Raw genomic sequence first — 18,797 nt, forward strand, 5'->3', positions numbered from 1 at the left:
TTTCTCCTGGGTTTCACCCCCCGGCCAACGGCGGATCCCTCCCAGAGAAATTTTGCCCGCATTTTGGCCATTTCCACCACGGCGGTCGGCGACACGGTGCTCTCAACCCCATGTTTTAACGCCCTGCGGCGCCTCAACCCCCGGGCCAGGATCGTTGCCCTCATCCGGGACCGTTACATACCCATGTTTCGCACCAACCCCGACCTCGATGGGATCATCCCCCACAGGAAAGGGTGGGCCGGCTTTCTTCACAATCTGAACGCCCTAAAAAAAGAAAACTTCGACGCCGCCTTCGTGTTTCACGTTTCCGACCCCGGCCCGGTCGGGTTGGCGGCCCTGGCCGGAATCCCCTTTATCGCCGGCAAGTCCCTGCACCCGCCCTTCGACCCCTTGTTTACCCTGCGCACCTTTCCCGACTACAGCCGTCACACCATCGCGCGCCGCTTGGCGATTCTGCGGCTGATGTACCCCGGTTTCAGCGATTGGCCCACCCGCCTGGTGCTCCCGCAGAAAAAAGAGGAGACGGATCGTGCCCGCCAAAAAATGGGTGCCATGTGGGGCCGCGCAGGCCATCGAGGGCCCGTGGTCGGGTTGCAGCCGGGGGCCAGCCGCCCCTATAAAATCTGGCCCCAGGAGAGATTCGTTGACCTCGCCCGCAGGCTCCTGGCCACCGCCCCCGATCTGAACATCCTCATTCTCGGCGACAAATCCGAAGCTGCACTGGGTAAGGCGATTGCGGACGGGGTCGAGGCACCCGGGAGAATTGTCTCGCTTTGCGGGCAGACCCGTATCGCGGAATTGCCGGCGGTCATCTCCGGCCTTGACTTTTTGGTCACCAATGACACCGGATCGTTGCACATCGCGATTGCCGTCGGCACGCCGACCCTCTCCCTCTTCGCCGCCACCGATCCCGGCAGCTCGGGGCCCTACCAGGACCAAGAGCGGCATATCGTGATCGCCAAGCCAAAGCCCTGCGGGTCCGGCTGCGTTCACAAGAAATGTCCCCTCAAGCCATCCTGCATGACCCAGATCACGGTGGCTGAGGTTTACCAGAGGGCTGTCGCAATGCTGGCAAAACCCTCCGGGCGGCTGGCCCTTCCGACCGCCGAAAAAATCGGGGTACGCCCCTAAACTCTTTTCATCGGAATGCGCCCGCCGCAAAGGGGAACACGATTCCTTCACCCAATGCCGACGCATCAAAAAACAGAACCTTGAAAGACGCCCCCACCCATCACCCCCCGGAAAGCGCCCAACAAGGTCCGCCATCTTTACAGACCCTGACAGCGGCCAGATGGGAATTGGCACCCGGCATAACGGGTGAGGCGCTCCTGCGGCACCTGGGCGGCGCGGGCTGGCACACCGTCCAGACCAGGCCGGCCAGGACCGTATACGGGGCGGGCGATTTTTTCGTGAAAGTTTATCTTTTTAGGGGCCCCCTGCAGCGTCTCAAACAAAAATGGCGCGACGCCGCCGTCAAAGAGTGGGATATTGCCAGGCAAATCTTCGGGTGCTGTCGGGGCACACCCGAGCCGGCGGCAGTGGGGCTTGCCCGCGACAGCTCCTATTTTATCAACCGTTCGGTAGCCCCCTGCCACACCCTGGGCACGTTTATCGACCTCAAATGGGAAGGGCTCAGCAGACGGCAGCGATACCGGCTGGCCGATAATTTTAGCGCCTTCATGCTGGCCATTTATAACTGCGGCCTGTTTCAAACCGATTACAACCTGGGCAACCTCTTGATCCAGGATGAAACCTGGAAATTTTTCATCATCGACATGCAGGCAGCCCGGATCAAAAAGCGGGGCTTTTTAAATACCGAGGAAATCGCCGCCAATCTTTCTTTTTTACTCCCCGTTTTCCCCAGGATTGAAAACCGCTGCAAGCTTCGCTTCTTTGCCACGCTGACGCGCCATCATCCCGAATTGCGAAAACACCTCTGGCGCATTCAGCAAAAGGCCTTCCAAAAAATGCGCACCCACTGGTTGAAAAAGGGCGTACGAAATCTTAAAAAATCAGCTCTTCAGAATTATGTCGACAACACCGAGGGGGTTCGGGGTTATGTTGACCCTTCGATCGCGCCCGGACTGCGAAATCACCTCACGGCAACCCCCGGCAGGCTTTTTGAATTTACCGAAAAAACTTTGAAAAACTCGAAACGCGCAAAACTGGCCGCGATTCGGTTTGAAGGCCGCCGCTACATTTTAAAACGCTACAATGTCAAAGACTGGCGCCATCGCCTCAAGCGTTTGCTGGCCCCTTCGCTCGCCTGGAAAATATGGAAAGCCAGCCGCTCGATGGAAATGAGAGCCATCCCCACATCCCGCCTCCTGGCCGCCGTGGATGTCGGCAAAGGCTTCGGTTACCGCTGTTCATATGCCCTGTATGCCTATATCGACGGGGTTTCCGAGGGCTTCCGCGACCTTCAGGGCGCTTTCACCGATGACCAGAAACGCCCCTGGGTGATGCGGTGCCTGGCCCGCTTGACCTGGGAACTCCACCAAAAGGGCGTCCAACATGGCGATTTGAAACTCAGCAATATCATTTGGCCTTGCGATGGGAAGAAGGGCCCCCTCAGGGTGATCGATCTGGATGCGGCACGCTTTGTTCGATGCCTAAGGGACGGACAGCGTATTTCGGACCTCAAAAACCTGGCCTCCTATTTTTTGATGATGGACCCCGACCCCGCCAAAACCGATCTTCTTTTTCATGCATATGTCAATTTGCACCTTCCCTGGCGGCATCGGCGGGAGCGACTCTACCGGTCGTTTCGCAGAAAAACCCTGCGGCAATTCGGCCACCGGTTAAAACGGGAGATTTCCCGATCCCCGTCTCCCAAGCAGGCAGTTTAGATACTGTGAAGCGCTAAAACTCAAAGAATGAGCAGCGAACACCCTGCCGGCGAGTATCTGCAACCGATTCCGTTAAAGGTCTGACAAATGAAAAACACAATCCTGTATTTTTTGGATGATCCCAGCCGGGACAAGCATTTTCATCAATACATTCTGGCTGGCTTAGTAGATGCCGGCTTCAACCCCGTCGTGACCTACTTTTGGACAGCCCCCGATCGCCGCAGCAGTCTGCAGGAAGCCGGTTTTGAGATTTTGGACCTGGGCTGTACGCCAAAATCATACAAAGGGTTTCACCCCTCATTAGTGGCTAAGATCGCAAGGGCATTGAAAACCCAGCATGCCATCGCCGCCCATGTCCAGCGCCACCATCCCCTGATTTATCTCGCCATTGCAGCCCGATGGACCGGGTTGCCAGGCCTTTTTTACACGATACGCATTGCCAAATTGATACGCACCATCAGCCGGCGCTTGGCGTTTCGCCTTATTTCAGCCCAGATATCTCAGGTCATCGCCGTCAGCGAAGGCGTCAAAAATGATTTTCTCCATCGCACGGGAATGGCTGCGAGCAAGGTAGTTGTAATTCCTAACGGGATAGACCCCCGCAGCTATGAACTCAACCTCCCGAAGGCGGATGCCCGAAAAGCTTTTAGTCTTCCCAAGGAAAAGTTTTTATTTGGAATGGCCGCAAGATTTAGAAAAGCGAAGGACCACCCCGGCCTAATAAAGGCTTTTTCAATGGTGCGGCGAGAAATGGAAAATGCCTGTCTTGTTTTGGCGGGTGACGGCCCCTTGCAGAACGAGATCCTGGAAGCTGTGGTTGCGCGGGAATTACGGGAGGCGGTCATTTTTCTGGGGAAAATCCCGCCCCAAGACATCCCCCTGCTGCTCCATGGACTGGATGTCTTCGTTCACCCTTCCTGGCGGGAAGGCATGCCGGCGGCCATTTTGGAGGCGATGGCGAGCGGGCTGCCGGTAATCGCCACGGATGCCGAGGGGGTTACAGATATCTTCGCCTGCGGTCTTGATTTTGGAAGAATGGTTGCCCGCGGAGAAACGGAAGCCTTGGCCCGGGCCATGCTCGAACTTTACCGCAAACCGCCCGAGAACCTGAAGGCCATGGGCCAGGCGGCGAAACTCCGAGTCAAGGAGGCGTTCACCCACGAGCGCATGGTTCAACAAACCGTCGATCTTTACAAGCATCACTTGTCCCGTTTCAGAACCACCCCTTGAAAACCCTCCGCCCATTGGATAGGAGAGGCCCGGGTTAGAGAGATTCTAAAATCTTCAGCGTCTCATCCACATTGCGCCCGATGGTAAACCCTTCGGCGCTCCGGCGGGCCATCTCTGCCATCTTCCGCCGCCTCGCCATGGGCATCGCCGCAAAGAGGCTGATGCGCGCGGCAATCTGATCCGCCAAATCGTCGGCGCCATCCAAAATAAACCCGGTTTCACCGTCCCGAACAATTTCCGCAGCGCCGTTGGCGGCGGTGGTAACAACCGGCAGGCCGCACGCCAGCGCCTCCAGGCAGACGTTGGCAAAGGGGTCATTCCGGGTGGGCAACACCAGCAAATCGGCCCTGCAGTAAAAAGCTTCCACCATCGGGGTCGGGCCGTGAAATCTGACGACCCTCGAAAGTCCCAAATTTTCTGCCATCCGCCGAAAGCTCTTTTCGTCCCCTCGGCCAACGACATCCAAAGAACAGACCACCGACGGGGGTTTGATCAGGCTGATTGCCCTGAGAAGATGCGCCAGGCCCTTGCGCCGGAAGTCCATCCCGACGAAAAGCAGGCGGGTGGTTTTGGAAACCGGCGCCGGCCTCGCCGCGGCCGAGAACTTGTCCAGATCGACGCCATTGTAGACCACATGAATCCGCTCCGGCGGATACCCGTAGAACTGATGCACCTGAGCTTTGGTCAATTTGGAATTGGTGATCACAACCCGGGTGTTGGCCGGATTGAAAATCGCCGCCTCCAAACGGAGAATGGCGCGGTGCCGGGGGTTGAGACGTTCCAGGGAAAACCGCCAGGGCGACCGGTAACGCTGTTTCATCCAGGCCGCATGCAGGGGGTCGGAGACGCGCAAGGCGTCGACCGGATAGCTGCGGGAGAGCGCGTAGACACGGTCCACCCGCAGTTGCTTCAACGCTTTCTGGCTATTGCGGTGAAATGAAAGGTTTTTGGCCGCCGAACCGAAGGCGCTGACCCGAATGGGAACATGCTGCAGATCCGGATGGAGGTCCTGGTCCATCCGCTGGGCCAGGACGAAAACCCGATGGCCTCTTCGGGCCAATTCCCGGCACAGGTTGGCACAGTATCTCTCGGCCCCGCCCCTCTGAAGCGAGCACTCCTTTCGGATAACGGCGATTCTCATGCTTGGGGCAACTTTCGGGGATGACTCCGACCCGGGGGAGTGGAGATTGTCAAAATCAGGCCGCACGGCTTGCATTCATCGGCACCGGGCGATCGTGGCCTGCTGCTGCCGCCAGCGGTTCTTCCATATTTTGGTTGCGGCGTGCTGGCGGAAAGCTCTCAGAATCATCTGGATCTTTCGCCGGCCTGCTGACGGACGGGCGCCGAGGTAGGCGGGGATAACGGTTTTTTCCAAAAGCGCCACCCATTTCCGCAAGGTTTTTTCTCTGGTGAATTCCCGGGCCCGCCGCCGGGCTTGTTCTCTGAATTTGCTGTATTCCTTTTTTTGCCGCAACCGGTCCAATGCCGCCAGGATGTCTTGGGGTGATGCGACCGCCAAATAGTCGTATGGGTGTCTTCGAAGCTCTGCGTAGGCGGGCTCATCGCCCAGCACGGAGGGAACCCCGGCCAACCAGGCATTGGTTAATTTGCTGGCTGGCTTGGTGCAAATTTCTATCTCGGGAATCCGCCTCAAGGCGATACTCGCATCAACCTCCCGATAATCGTGCCACCTCTTTTCATCATGGACCAGGCGAAGCCCCCTGCGGTTCAAAAACGCCTGAAAATCCGCACCAGAGAGTCTGCCATCGAGGTTTACCCGCCGACCGAAAAAGGCGATATTTTCCAGTCTATCCTTCCGCTTCGGGTCCCGCGGGATAAGACCCGGCTGGGGCCACTGGGGAAGGTAGAGGCCATTGGTTGTTGCGGCGCAAGATCGATTCTGGCAGACGGTCAAATCGGCCATGTAAAGGGGCGGGCGGTCCGCCCGGATCCCCAGGATGAATCCCCGATCCAGGTTTCGCTTGAGGTGAATTTCGTCGCGGTGCAGAATATTAATGGCATCGGCCATTATTTCGTCGGAAAAGAGGATTTCAAAAGGGAGTTTTGCAGCCTTGAATATCAGATAGGATTGAACAATCCAGACATCGATGCCATCAACGAACTTGTCATGAAGCGCATCCACATCGGGCGCCTCAAGGCGGCAAATGGCGGACCATTCCGATTGCTTTCTGAAGCTGCAGAAATTGATCTTCGGTTTTCGGCGCATACCCCTCTTCGCTCTTCAAATTCAACCGAAAGGGTCCCTGATCAGAATTTTTTTCTCATCTTTTGACCTTCGCCAGCTGCTCCCGCTGCCGCTTCTTTATTTCCTCGATTTTTTGGGTATGCCGTTTGATCCGGTCGCTTTTGCGCGTCAGCCACCACCACTGCACCCTGCTCCAGATATCCAGCCGGCTGCGGCCCTTGTAGGACAGAAAAAGATGCCGGCGATCGGTCTCGGAAAACAATTGCGGCGGCAGGGTATGAATCAGGCGCGCAAGGGCTTTTATCATCCAGCGCCAGCGGAACAGCCGGTTTTGGCTGACACGCTGCAAATCAAAAAAGCCAATGTGGGGCGCTTCGACCAACGGTTGCGGGCAGTAAACCAGGATATGGGTGGCATTGAAGTCCAGATGATGAAATCCGCATGCGTGCATCCGACGGGCCGCTCGGGCGATGCAGCCCAACCACACCTCTTTGACGCGCGCCCCGTGGGGGCCTTGAAAAAGGCCGGGGCGCAGGCGAATCACGTCTTCAAGCGCAACAAAGGGCGCGAAGGCCTCGCTGACGAAGAAGGACTCGGCCCACAAACCCCGGACACGCCGCTCCCCGGCGGCCACCGGGTGGGCCGTGGCCAGGCCACTGCGGCGAAAAAGCGCGCAGTGGCCGAACTCCATTAGCCCCTGGGAGCGCGCCCAGTCGGGAAAGCCACGGCCCCCTGCCAGGGGCCACCCGGTCCATTCTCTGAGGTGCCGTTTGAGGTAAAATTGACGCCGGCCGCCGTTTGAATCCAGCCAAAAGCGCGTAACGGAGCGGGTTTTGATCTGCTTGATGACCTCCCCCCCAGTAAAGCGCCAGAAGGACTCGAAGTCGTTCAAACCAGCGGCCTCCAGGATATCCCGGTAGGGGCGGTTGATGCATATGCCGCCTGCCTGAATGGGCGCCACCGGCGCCACGAAGGCGGCCATCGCGGCGGGCAGCGCCACCTGGTCGCATTTGGGGTAATCGGGCACGGCAACTTTCCTGGAATGGGCAACCGCCCCCTGCAGGGTTCAAATGAGGATGACCGCTTTTGAAAAAGCCTGAAACGGGTGCCGGCCGGTGAACCTAGCGATCGAAATTGGCCTTGACGGCGCCGAAGACGCGTTCCACGGAAACCGACTCCGCACACTGCCGGTCCCGCTCGCAGCGCTTGCGAAGGCAGGCCGCGCATTCCAGCGGCACTTGCAGGCACCGATGCTGAGGGCCGCGCGGTGCATTCCGCCTGGCGTCGGTCGCCCGGTAGACGGACACTGTCGGCGTTCCCAGCGCGGCGGCGATGTGAACCGGCCCGGTATCGCATCCGACCAGCAGGTCGACGCTCGCCAGCAGGGCCGCCAGGTCGGGCAGAGACCCCCTAGGCCAGATCAGCGCCTGCCGCCCGGCGGCGGCGATGGCGGTCGCCGCCTTTTTTTCGCCCTCGGTTCCCCAGGTCAGCAGCAGCGTTGCGTTCAGCTCGCGGATCAGCCGCACGGCGAGCGCCTGCCAGGATGCAAGCCGCCAACGCTTGGTGGGCCAGGTGGTGCCGTAATGCAAAACCACCAGCGGGCGCTCTCTGGGGGGCGCCAGCCCCAACCCCTGCAGCTGGGCTGCGACCCGCGCGACAGCAGCGGGGCTAACGCTCAACGGGCCGGCCCACCTTTCTTCGCTACCGCCGGGCACCGCCGCCCGGGCAACCGCCAGGGACCGTCGGCTGACATGCCGCACCCCGTCACCCAGATGCACCCGGTGCGTGGTTGCCAGCAGATTTGGCCACTCCCGGACCCCACTGCGATCGAATCCATAGCGCTGACAGGAACCGGCCAAGCGCGTAAAAAGACCGCTTTTGCTGTTGCCCTGAAGATCCAGCACCCGGTCGTAGCCTTGGCGGCGCAGACCCCGGATCACCCGCCAGACACCGGCAGCCGCCGGCCAAAAAGCGGACCGGCGCCAGTTCTTGGTGCGCAGCACGATCACACGGTTCAGCAAAGGATGATCGGCGATGAGGGGCGCAAAGGCTTCTTCCACCAGCCAATCAATCCGGACGTCGGGCCTGGTGCTCTTCAAATAGGCCAATACCGGCAGGGCGTGCACCACGTCCCCCAGGGCGCTGGTTTTGACGATCAGCAGTTTCATGCCGACGATTCCATCAACAAGGCGACCCCGTCCATCACATCCGCCACACTGATGCGCTGCATGCAGCGGTGGTCGATCGGACAGCGGCGCAGCAGGCAAGGGGCGCATGCAACCTCTTTACGGACAATGCAGGATCGGTCGGACAGCGGCGAGGTCGTTTGGGGGTCTGTGGGACCGAAGACCGCCACGATCGGAACGCCCAAAGCGGCCGCAACGTGCATCGGCCCCGAATCGTTGGTCACCATCAATCGGCATTGAGAGATGACCGCCATCATCTGGCGAACCGTGGTCAGCCCGATCAGGTTAAGCGGCCGCGAATTCATGGCTTCAGCGATGTCCTGGCCGATTTTCTTTTCTCCCGTGCCGCCCGTAAGGACGACCCGCACCCCATATTCTTCGGCCAGGCGGTCGCCGACAAGGGCAAAGCGCTTCGGGATCCAGCGCTTGGCGGCACCATAGGAAGCCCCGGGGTTTATCGCCATGAAGTTCCCTGCACCCAAGCGTCGGCGGGCTTCGGCCCGTTCCTTTTCCGTGACCGCCAGGGCAAGCAGCCCGTCTCCGCCGCCAATTCCCAGCTTTTTCAGCATCGTCAGGTAATAACACGTGTGATGCAGGCGACGCTCAATCTCTCCGACCGATACCGCGTGAGAGAGCAAAGGCCCGCGGCCATCGGTGCGGTAGCCGGCCCGATGGGGAACACCGGCCAAATTGGCTGCCAAAGCGGCCTTAAAGGCGTTTTGAAATAAAATCGCCAAATCAAATTTTTGTCGCCGTAATTGACGGCAGAAACGCGCAAATCCAGCAATCCCTCGGTGCTGCGCCTTCTTGTCGTAAACCAGAATCGTGTCTAAATGGGGATGATGCCTGAAAAGTTCAGCCATCGTTGGATTGCCGACGAGGGTGATTTCAGCGCGAAAAAAGGTTCTGCGAACCGCTGCCAGGGCCGGGGTGGTCATCACTGCATCGCCAATCCAGTTGGTGGAGAATATCAGCAGGCGATTAATCTTCTCAGATCTTATGGTATTCACTTTTAAAGGCCGGGTACGCAGGTGAAGTAGAGGCATTCAGGGTGTTGTCGTTAATGTCGGCTATCCTGGTCGGCAGCCGACGCTGAAGCTGCAGCAACTTGGACAATCACGCAGGGTTCTAAATTTCGAAGTATCAACTCGATAAAATTCCTTTACATCGAAAGCGTTTTCCAACTTTATAGTTTGGAAACGCACAAGGCGCCGCAGGCCGGATTGGGATGTTAAATATCGTCCCAGACCGGTTGCCCGGCCTTGGGGTGTTTTTTCCATCGCCGGTGAACCCAGAACCACTGGTCAGGATAGCGGCGAATCATCTTCTCCAGCGTCTGGTTGTAGCGGCGGGAGTTCAGGGCGACGTCCCGCTGCGGGTCGCCGGTGACGGCCAGGGGGACTTGATCTTCTATCACCACCGTGAAGCCCCGGCCCCGACGGACGAGAAACATCGGATAGACCGGCGCTCGGGTCTTAAGCGCCAGCTGAGCTAATCCCTTGTTGGTGGAAACCGGTCTGCCGAAGAAATCGACGAACACGCCCTGGTCGCGTTTGACATTCTGATCCATCAGGATGCCGACGGCGCGGTTTCCGCGGAGGGCCCTGACGATCCGAAAGAGCGCGTTTTTCTTGGGAATCAGGTCGGCTCCGAAGCGGCTTCGGGAGCGGCCGAAAAACCGGTCCAGGGGCGCGAAATCCAGCGGCCGATAGACGATGCTGAGGCGAACGCCGAGCATGGTCGCCGCGGCCGGCAAAATCTCCCAGTTGCCGAAATGGGCGGTCAACACCAAAACCCCCCGGCGCAACTGGGCCAGCCGGCCGGGGGTGAAGCCCTCCAGAGAAAAATGGCGCGCAACCTCGCCGGGTGCGAGGCCCTGCAGCCACCCCACCTCGAACAGCAGCCTGCCCAGGTTCTGAAAGCTTCGCCGGGCCAGGAGGTCGATTTCCCGGGACGTTTTTTCGCGCCCGAAGGCGATTTTCAGGTTGGCCCTGGCGATTTTGCGGTGGCGCCGGTCCAGCCGGTACCACAACCCGCCAAGGGCGTCGCCCAGGGCTGCCGCCGGTTGCATCGGAATCAGGCCGATGATCCGAAAAAAACCATGAATCAGGTGATCCGCGAGTTGTGGCACTCTGGTCATCCCATCACCCGTCGGGCGGGCGCCCCGGGCTTCTCAAAACTGCTGCGCCCCATGGGTGTCGTGGACCCCCGGCAAGGGGCTTTTCCCAAGCCGGTCCGCCGCTTTACGACCGCTCGTCGCCGAACGCGGCAGGATCACCGTTTTTAGACCCAATGCCAGGCCAATGTCAATTTTCCACCACCCGAAAGTTTCAGGTGACAGGCGCGCCCGGGGGCGCTATTAAGTTGGCCAAATTCCAACCGAGCGTCCAAATGAATACCATAGGCCAAGCGCCGGTTTAATGGATCGGTAAAAATTAAAAAATCAGACAGTTTCGAAAAAAAGCCACGTTCAAGGCGCGAAAATCTCGGGAAGTGAGGCGCCCTTATGTGCGCCGCAGCGACTCCGAGATGCGGCGCAACGCAGAAATTGGTTTTTTTGCGGAACTGTCAATTTTACATCCTATCCGCCATGACGGGAAGCACCCACCGAATCGTCTTTTTCCTCTACGACTGCCTCTGGCGGGCGGCCCTGCCGCTGCTGCACCACAACCAGCGCCTGGCCGCGGGTTTTTCCCAGCGCTGCCTGCGGCAGCCGCTTCCGCGCGCGGACCTCTGGATCCAGGCGGCCTCGGTGGGGGAAGCCCAACTGGCGTGGCAGATCATCGGCCGGCTACGCCCCCCCGCCCCGGTCCGCGCCCTGGTCACCACCAACACCCGGCAGGGCTTGGATGTCCTTCGCCAGGCGGCCGGCCGCCACCCCGCCCCCCCCGGGGTGCGCCTGAGCGGTCTCGCCTATTTCCCCTTTGACCGGCCCGCCATCATGCGTCGGGCGGTGGACAGCGTGCGGCCGCGGGTCGTGGTCCTGCTGGAATCCGAGATCTGGCCGGGGCTTCTGGCGCAGCTCAAAGCCCGCGGCGGCCGCTGTCTGATCGCAAACGGCCGTATGACCCCCCGCAGTCTCAGACGCTACCGCATCTGGCCGTCCATTTGGCGCGCCCTGCGGCCGGAGCGCGTGCTGGCCGTCTCCCCGGCGGACGGCGCGCGTTTCGCGGCCCTTTTCGGCCCGGCCGGGATCACGGTGGTGCCCAATCTCAAGTTCGACCAGATGCAGGTCGACGCCGCTTCCAGGGCCGCGGTATCCGAAGACCCAGCCGCCGTAATCGCCCAGGGTCCGCTGGTGGTGCTGGGCTCTATCCGCCGGGCCGAGGAGAACCAGGTCCTGCGGATTATCAGGCGCCTGCGGCAGGCGGCGCCCGAGGCCGTGATCGGGCTTTTCCCCCGTCATGCCCACCGTCAGGCCGCCTGGCAAAAGAGACTTCGACGCGCAAGCATCCCCTGGGTGAAACGCTCGGGGGTCCGGGCGCCGGTTTCCCCCGGCAGCATCATCTTGTGGGACGGCTTCGGGGAACTGGCCGCCGCCTACGGGCGCTGCCGGGCCGCTTTCGTGGGCGGCAGCCTGGCCCCGCTGGGCGGCCAGAACTTTCTGGAGGCCCTAAACGGCGGTGTTCGACCGGTGATCGGGCCCCACTGGACCAATTTTACCTGGGTCGGCCGGGACCTTGTGAGCACCGGGCTGGTGCACGAGGTCCCCGACTGGCAGGCAGCAGCGGATGCCCTGGTCACCCACCTGCGGCAGCCCGCAGCGCGAGGTCAGATCCGGGAGCAAGCCGCGGCCTATATCCGGGCCCGCCAGGGCGGCACCGCCCGGACGGCCGGGGTGGTGTGCGAATTGCTTTTTGGGGGAAACGCCCCCCGCCGGCCCGCCGGCCCCGCCCAGCACCTCAACGCCAGGAGACCGCAAAAATGACGTCCCTTCCCACCTGTATCGGCATCATCCCGGCGCGCTACGCCTCCTCCCGTTTCCCGGGCAAGCCCCTGGTCCCGATCCTGGGCAAACCGATGTTCTGGCACGTCTACCAGCGCGCCCGAGGGTGCCCGGCCCTCTCCCGGGTGGTGCTGGCCACCGATGACCCGCGCATCACGGCGGCGGCGCGGCAATGGCAGGTGCCGGTGGTGATGACCCGCTCGGACCACCCCAGCGGCACCGACCGCGTGCTGGAGGCCGCCGAACAGCTGGGAGTCCCCGAAGACGCCGTGGTGGTCAACATCCAAGGGGACGAGCCGGCCCTGGAGCCCTCGGTCCTGACGGCGCTGCTGGCACCGTTTGAAGCCCCCGGCACCCGGGTGAGCACCCTTGCCCGAAAGTTGGACCCCGAGGAGGCGGCCAATCCCGACCGGGTCAAGTTGGTCTTCGGGGTTCAGCACCAGGCCCTCTATTTTTCCCGGGCGCCGATTCCCTTTGCGCGCGACGGCCAGGCCCACCAACCCCGCTACGGCCACATCGGCCTGTACGCTTTCCGGCTGGAGGCCCTGCGCCAGTTCGTTGCGCTGGGTCCCAGCCCGCTTGAGACCACCGAAAAACTGGAACAGCTGCGGCTGCTGGAAAACGGGATCCCCATTCAGGTGGTCCTCACCCGCCACCGGAGCATCGGGGTGGATCGTCCCGAGGACCTCGCAGCGGTGACCCGCCTGCTGACCGAGGCCGGCCCGCGGTCCGCTCGGGCCGGGGGCCCCGGCTGAAAAAATCGGCCGTCCGCCGCCGGATGAAATCCGAAAAGGCCTGAGCCTGATCCCCGAAGTCGATCCTGACACCGACCACCCCTAAAGGCAACGGCAAGAGACCGCGGGACTGGATGCGAACGAAGTCCTTGTGGGTCGTGACCAGCTGGCGCGCCCCGGTTTGGCGGGCCGCTTGTCGAATCCGTTCCAGATCCTTTTCGCCGTACCGATGGTGATCGGGGAAGGCCAGGGCCGCGCTGACGCGCACCCCAAGCCCGACGAGGGTTTGGAGAAAATCGTCGTTGCGGGCGATGCCGGAAAAGGCCACCGTCGGCGGCCCGGCCAGGCCGGCCACGCCCATCCGGGCTGCGACGGCCTCCATCCGGCGCTTTCCCGCCGGCACGACCCCGCTGAGGTACGGCCGATGACGGCAGTAAAACACCGGCACGCCGGTTCCCAGCCCCGGCAGCCGCGCGGCCGACGGCCCGCGACCGACGTTTCTTGCCGCGCGCGTGAAGACCACGGCATCGGCCCGCGTCAGAGCCGAGATCGGCTCCCGCAAAACACCTCGGGGCAGCACCCGCCCGTTGCCGAAGGGGGCAACGTGATCCAGCAGCAGCAGGTTGAGGTCGCGGGCCAGTTGCAGGTGCTGGTAGGCATCGTCCAGCACCAGAATATCCACCCCGAAGGCCGCCAGGGCGCGCAGCCCCGCCCGGCGGCGGCATCGCCCCACGACGACCCGCACCCCGGGAAGCAGGAGCGCCATCAGATAGGGCTCGTCGCCAGCCTCGGCGGCGGTCATGCGCAGGTTTGCACCGTCGCTGACCACCCCGCCGGTTTTTTCCGCGAGCCCCCGGTAACCCCGGCTGATCACCGCCACCCGGTAGCCCAGCTGCTGCAGCAGCCCGGCGAGATGGATGGCCATGGGGGTCTTGCCGGTCCCCCCCACGGTCAGGTTGCCGATCGCAATCACCGGGCGAGGCAATCTTCGCGCCCGCAGCACGCCCCGCCGGTAAAGGGCCGCCCGCAAGAATCCCACCCCGCCATAGACACCCGCCGCCAGATCCAGCCCGGCTGCGAGCGGGTCGAACGGGCGCGGCCGCTCGCCGCCCATGAGCGCCTCGACCCGGCGGCGCAGACCGCTCACCGGCTACCCCCCCACACGGTGGGTCCGGTGGCTGGGGGGCAGAGCCGTTTGAGCGCCGCCACCGTCCGCGTAACCGCGCCCTTGTTGGCCTGGAAGACGGCAGCCGCCTGCCGCCCCATCAGACGGGCCCGCGAGGGGTTTTGCAGCAGATCGACCGCCTGACGGTCGAGCGCCGGCGCGTCCGCCACCTGGACGGCCCCACCGGCGGCCAGTAGAAGCCGTGCGGCATCCCTGAAATTGCGCATGTCGCCGCCGAAGATCACCGGTTTGGCCCATGCCGCGGGCTCCAGGGGGTTGTGGCCGCCGAGGGGCACGAAGCTGCCGCCGATGACAGCGATATCCGCCAGAGCGTAAAGCCTCCGCAGGACACCCAGAACATCGACCACCGCCACCGTCCAGGGGCGCTGGCCGTCTGACCCGGAAAGATTTTCCAGCGTCCGGGCTGTGAAGCCTGCGGCTTGAAACAGCCGGGCCACCGCTATCGCCCGCTGGGGGTTGCGCGGGGCGACGATCAGCCGGACCTCCGGCAGATCCGCCCTCAGCCGGGCAAAGGCCTTCAGCAGCAGCTCCTCCTCGCCCGGATGGGTGCTGCCGGCAACGATGACCGGAGCCGGCGGCGGCAAGAACAGCCGCCGCCGCCAGACCGCGGCCTCCTCTGCAGGCCCGGCGGGTGCCGGCTGGTCGAATTTGAGATTTCCCGTGACCGTCAGCCGCCCCCAGGGCACCCCAAGGGCGTGAAAGCGGGCCGCGTCCCGCGGGCTCTGGGCGCAAACCAGGGCCAGGCAGCGCAGGACGCGGCGGGTGAAGCCGGGAAAGCGGCGGTAGCCCTGGAATGATTTCTCCGACAGGCGGGCGTTTACCAGGGCCAGCGGCACGCCGCGGCCGGCGAGATAGGTCAGAAAGTTCGGCCAGAGGTCCGATTCGACGATCACAACCATCGCGGGTCGCACCCGCGCCACCGTGCGGCGGATGCTAAACGGCAGATCATAGGGGTAATAGAACAGATGCGTCACCAGCCCCTTAACCTGCTGCCGGGCGATCTGGAATCCGCTCAGGGAGGAGACCGAAAGCACCAGCCGGCGGCCATCGCATGCGCCGGCCAGCCCGCGGACCAGCGGCACGGCCGAGATGGTTTCGCCCACCGAGAGGGCGTGCACCCAGATCGGCCCCCGGCCCGCACCGGAGCCTGGCTCCGGACGGGGCGGGCGATCGGCCAGCCCCAGGCGCTGCAGCACGGTCCGCCGCCGCCGCGGGGTCAGCAAGATCAGCGGCAGCAGAAGCGGGGCGGCGCCCGCCAGGAACAGATGCAGCAGGAGATTGTAGAAAATCGGCATATTCCCCCCGCCAGGCGCCCCATCCGCGCGCCCGCCGGCCTACTGGGCGTTGAGCAGGGTGATTACCCCAAAGCAGAGAAACACCACGTTGGCCGCCCAGGCGGCGATCAGGGGCGCCATCACCTCTGCGTACCCCAGTGCAATGAAAAGGCTATAGACCAGCCAGTAGAGAAAGGCCATGCCGATGCCGTAGGCCACCCCCGCCGCCAGGGCTTCCCGCCGCTGGCTTCTGAGGGCCATCCCGGTTCCGGCGATCAAGAGAATTAGACAGGTGAACGGAAAGGCCAGCTTGGCGTGCAGGTCCACCCGGTAGTCGCTGGGGTCGTGGCCGTCGGCCCGGATCTCGCGGATGTGGGTCAAAAGCTCGGCAAAGCTCATTTCCTCGGTCCTCTTGGCCACCATGCCGAGATCCGCCGGCACGAGATCGATGCGAACGCTCTTCTCCGGGGCAAATTCGCTCAGAAAGGCGCCACTGGCCGCGTCCAGCCGTTGCTCCAGCACCTGCTTGAGGTGCCAGAGGCCGTCACGAAAGACGGCCTGATTGGCGTCCAGGCGCCGGACCAGGCGGAAATCAGCGTCCATCCGATGGACGGTCAGACCGTAGGCGATCTTTTTGACCCGGTCGAAGTAGCTGACGTGGATGATCTCGCGTTTGCCCTTGACCCAGATGTCCTTTTGCCGTCCGGCCGCGGCCTCTTTTTTTTGCACGTCCTCCAACCAGATCTTGTTGGCCAGCTGGGTGCTGACCGGCACGGCCACATCTGTAAAAAAGAACAGCGCGGCGCTCCCAAGCACCCCGAGGGCCAGGACCGGCCGCAGCAGCAGGTAGACGCTCACACCGCTGCTGCGCAGGGCCGTGAGCTCGTTGTTCTTGTTCATCAACCCGAAGACGATGGTCACCGCCAGCAGCAGACAGACCGGCAACACCTGGGCGACGATGAAGGGTATTTTAAGGGCGAAATAGACCAGCGCCCGGCTGATGGGCAAACCGGCCTCGAAAAAATCATCCAGTTTCTGAAAAAAATCGACGATCAGGTAGACCCCGAGCACCACCGTCAGCAACAGGCAGAAGTATTTGCAGATTTCACGGCTCAGGTAGGTATTGATGATCAACATGGGGTGGATCACATCTCCGAACCTAGCGGCCGCCGCGGCGCCTGCTGCGGCGCCAGGCGGCGGCCAGACGCTCGAGCCCGTCAGCGGGCAATTCCAAACGCAGGGGGCGCTCCCGGGCCATGCGGACAAAAAGAAAGACCCCCACGACCACCGTCACGAGGTTGGGCATCCAGACCGCCGCAATCGGGGGGATTCGTCCGCTTTCGCCAAATACCGACCCCGCCGAGAGCAGCAGGTAGTAGGCCAGAAAAAAAGCCACGCCAAGCACCAGGCCGTATGACCGGCTGGCCCGTTTGGCCTGCATCCCCAGCGGCATCGCCAGAAAGCCCAGCGCAAGACAGGCAAAGGGAATCGAAAACATCTTGTGGTAGCGCATCAGGGCATTGAAGTACCCGGCGTCCCGTGCTTGCCGGTGCTCGCGGATGTAGCGCCCCAGCTCGGTGAGGTTCATCTCGCGGCGGTGTTTGGATGGGCTCTTTTCCGGCTGCAGCATCTCCCCCAGGCTCAGGGTCAGATCGTAGGTGTCGAAGCCGATGGCGTTGGCCCGCAACTCCTGGAGGTCCACCTGGTGGATGGTGCCGTCAAAAAGCCGCAGCCGCCAGGTCAGGCCGTCCGCCGCCCGCAGCAGCTGCCCCCGGGGGGCCACCACGGTGCTGGCCATTTTGGCGTCCTGACGGTTCTCGATAAACACCTCGCGCAGCGTCCGGGTCTGGGTGTCCACCTGGCCGACGTAAAGCGTGATGCCCTCGAAGGTATCGGTGAACTGCCGCTCCCGCAGGCCGATGTCGATGCTGCCGGCGGCGATGCGGGTCACCAGTTGCTTGGCCGACGACCGTCCCCAGGGCTGGCCGTAGAGGGACATGAAGGCGGTCAGGAGCCCCCCCAGCAGGCAGAAGAGCAAGACCGGCGGCAGCAGCGCGGTGACGTTCACCCCGCCGGCCTTGAGCGCCACGATCTCGTTGTCGCTGGTAAGGCGCAGAAAAGTCAGCAAAACCGCCATCATCACGGCCATCGGGATGACGAAGACCATGAAGTAGGGAATGGTGTAAACCACCACCTGCAGCACCTGCAGCACCCCGACACCGTGGTTGACCACCAGATTGGTGATCTCCAGAATGCGGCTGGTCAGAAAAATGAACGTGAAAAAGGCCAGATTGATGCCAAAGGGCGGCAGCAGCTCGACAAACAAGTATCGGTGGACCAGGTTGTTGGTTTTCATGACCGGGGTCGGGATTTGGCCGGCAATCCGCGCGGGGTCCGCCTTCAAACCGGATCGCCGCCGTTAAACTGCATCTGGTAGAGCTTGTGGTAGACGCCTTCGGCCGCCAGAAGCTCCTCGTGGGTGCCCTCTTCCACGATGGCACCGTCCACGATGGCCACCACCCGCCGGGCATGGCCGATGGTGGAGAGCCGGTGGGCGATGACAAAGGTGGTCCGCCCGCACATCAGATTGCCCAGCGCCTTCTGCACCAGCGCCTCGGACTCGGAATCCAGCGAGGAGGTCGCCTCGTCGAGGATCAGGATCGGCGCGTCTTTAAGAAGCGCGCGGGCGATGCAGATGCGCTGCTTCTGCCCGCCGGAGAGGCGCCCGCCCAGCTCCCCGATGGGGGTGTTGAACCCCTCGGGAAAGTTTTGAATGAAATCCCAGGCGTAAGCGGCCCTGGCGGCGGCTGCGATCTCCGCGTCGTTGGCCTGCGGTTTGCCGTAGGCGATGTTGTTGCGCACGGTGTCGTTGAATAGAATCGGGTCCTGGGTCACGATGGCGATCTGGCGCCGCAGGTCGCTGACGGCCACCGCGCGGAGGTCGATGCCGTCGATCAGAATCGCCCCCCGGCTGACGTCGTAGAAGCGCGGGATCAGGTTGACCAGCGATGTTTTGCCGCCGCCGCTCATGCCCACCAGGGCCAGGATCTCGCCGGGGCCCACATCCAGGGTGATCCCCCGCAGAATGGGCTTTGTGTCGTAGCGAAACCAGACGTCCTGGAAGGTGATCCGATGCGGCCCAGGCGGGATCACCAGCGGGTTGACGGGGTCGCGGATATCCGAGGC

16 protein-coding genes are annotated in these 18,797 nt (G+C 62.5%); 5 read left to right on the forward strand and 11 right to left on the reverse strand.

Annotated elements, in window-relative coordinates:
• The 3 genes from LJE63_09970 to LJE63_09980 all read left to right on the forward strand — a co-directional run.
• The coding region (locus LJE63_09970) for a glycosyltransferase family 9 protein (protein MCG6906938.1) at positions 1-1,131 on the forward strand (1,131 nt) is incomplete at its 5' end.
• 278 nt (positions 1,132-1,409) lie between these two features.
• Positions 1,410-2,849: a lipopolysaccharide kinase InaA family protein gene (locus LJE63_09975; GenBank protein MCG6906939.1), complete on the forward strand. Its 1,440-nt coding sequence runs from the start codon at positions 1,410-1,412 to the stop codon at positions 2,847-2,849.
• A gap of 87 nt (positions 2,850-2,936) precedes the next feature.
• Positions 2,937-4,079, forward strand: coding sequence for a glycosyltransferase (locus LJE63_09980; protein ID MCG6906940.1), 1,143 nt, complete (start codon positions 2,937-2,939; stop codon positions 4,077-4,079).
• A 34-nt stretch (positions 4,080-4,113) separates the two neighbouring features.
• Here the strand turns inward: LJE63_09980 and LJE63_09985 are convergent, their stop codons facing one another.
• The 6 genes from LJE63_09985 to LJE63_10010 form a co-directional block, all read right to left on the reverse strand.
• The gene (locus LJE63_09985) at positions 4,114-5,220 is read right to left on the reverse strand and encodes a glycosyltransferase family 4 protein (protein ID MCG6906941.1); all 1,107 of its coding nucleotides are present in this window, start codon (positions 5,218-5,220) and stop codon (positions 4,114-4,116) included.
• Positions 5,221-5,295: 75 nt separating this feature from the next.
• Entirely contained in the window at positions 5,296-6,306 is a 1,011-nt protein-coding gene (locus LJE63_09990; protein MCG6906942.1) for a hypothetical protein, read from the reverse strand.
• Positions 6,307-6,361: 55 nt separating this feature from the next.
• A complete protein-coding gene (locus tag LJE63_09995; protein ID MCG6906943.1) occupies positions 6,362-7,312 on the reverse strand; it encodes a hypothetical protein in 951 nt (316 codons plus the stop codon).
• Positions 7,313-7,406: 94 nt separating this feature from the next.
• The gene (gene waaC / locus LJE63_10000; protein ID MCG6906944.1) at positions 7,407-8,453 is read right to left on the reverse strand and encodes a lipopolysaccharide heptosyltransferase I; all 1,047 of its coding nucleotides are present in this window, start codon (positions 8,451-8,453) and stop codon (positions 7,407-7,409) included.
• Complete coding sequence (gene waaF / locus LJE63_10005; protein ID MCG6906945.1) at positions 8,450-9,517, reverse strand: lipopolysaccharide heptosyltransferase II; 1,068 nt, start codon at positions 9,515-9,517, stop codon at positions 8,450-8,452. Before waaF ends, waaC begins: the two co-directional genes overlap by 4 nt.
• A gap of 185 nt (positions 9,518-9,702) precedes the next feature.
• Positions 9,703-10,611 (reverse strand): lysophospholipid acyltransferase family protein, encoded by a 909-nt coding sequence (locus tag LJE63_10010; GenBank protein ID MCG6906946.1) that lies wholly within the window; start codon positions 10,609-10,611, stop codon positions 9,703-9,705.
• Between the two features lie 417 nt (positions 10,612-11,028).
• On the opposite strand from LJE63_10010, the gene LJE63_10015 reads away from it, so the two are divergent.
• Positions 11,029-12,399, forward strand: a complete 1,371-nt coding sequence (locus LJE63_10015; protein ID MCG6906947.1) for a 3-deoxy-D-manno-octulosonic acid transferase — start codon at positions 11,029-11,031, stop codon at positions 12,397-12,399.
• Positions 12,396-13,172, forward strand: coding sequence for a 3-deoxy-manno-octulosonate cytidylyltransferase (gene kdsB, locus LJE63_10020; GenBank protein MCG6906948.1), 777 nt, complete (start codon positions 12,396-12,398; stop codon positions 13,170-13,172). Before LJE63_10015 ends, kdsB begins: the two co-directional genes overlap by 4 nt.
• Here kdsB and lpxK read toward each other — a convergent pair.
• The 5 genes from lpxK to LJE63_10045 form a co-directional block, all read right to left on the reverse strand.
• Complete coding sequence (gene lpxK, locus LJE63_10025) at positions 13,063-14,298, reverse strand: tetraacyldisaccharide 4'-kinase (protein ID MCG6906949.1); 1,236 nt, start codon at positions 14,296-14,298, stop codon at positions 13,063-13,065. The genes kdsB and lpxK overlap by 110 nt on opposite strands.
• Positions 14,295-15,632, reverse strand: coding sequence for a 3-deoxy-D-manno-octulosonic acid transferase (locus tag LJE63_10030; GenBank protein MCG6906950.1), 1,338 nt, complete (start codon positions 15,630-15,632; stop codon positions 14,295-14,297). Before LJE63_10030 ends, lpxK begins: the two co-directional genes overlap by 4 nt.
• Positions 15,633-15,671: 39 nt before the next feature.
• Positions 15,672-16,748 carry an LPS export ABC transporter permease LptG gene (gene lptG / locus LJE63_10035; GenBank protein MCG6906951.1) on the reverse strand — a complete coding sequence of 359 codons (1,077 nt, stop codon included), beginning with the start codon at positions 16,746-16,748 and terminating at the stop codon, positions 15,672-15,674.
• Positions 16,749-16,770: 22 nt separating this feature from the next.
• Positions 16,771-17,967, reverse strand: a complete 1,197-nt coding sequence (gene lptF / locus LJE63_10040; GenBank protein MCG6906952.1) for an LPS export ABC transporter permease LptF — start codon at positions 17,965-17,967, stop codon at positions 16,771-16,773.
• A 44-nt stretch (positions 17,968-18,011) separates the two neighbouring features.
• Positions 18,012-18,797: ATP-binding cassette domain-containing protein (locus LJE63_10045; protein MCG6906953.1), on the reverse strand; the 786-nt coding region annotated here is incomplete at its 5' end.

This window comes from Desulfobacteraceae bacterium (assembly GCA_022340425.1).
Taxonomy (GTDB): domain Bacteria; phylum Desulfobacterota; class Desulfobacteria; order Desulfobacterales; family JAABRJ01; genus JAABRJ01.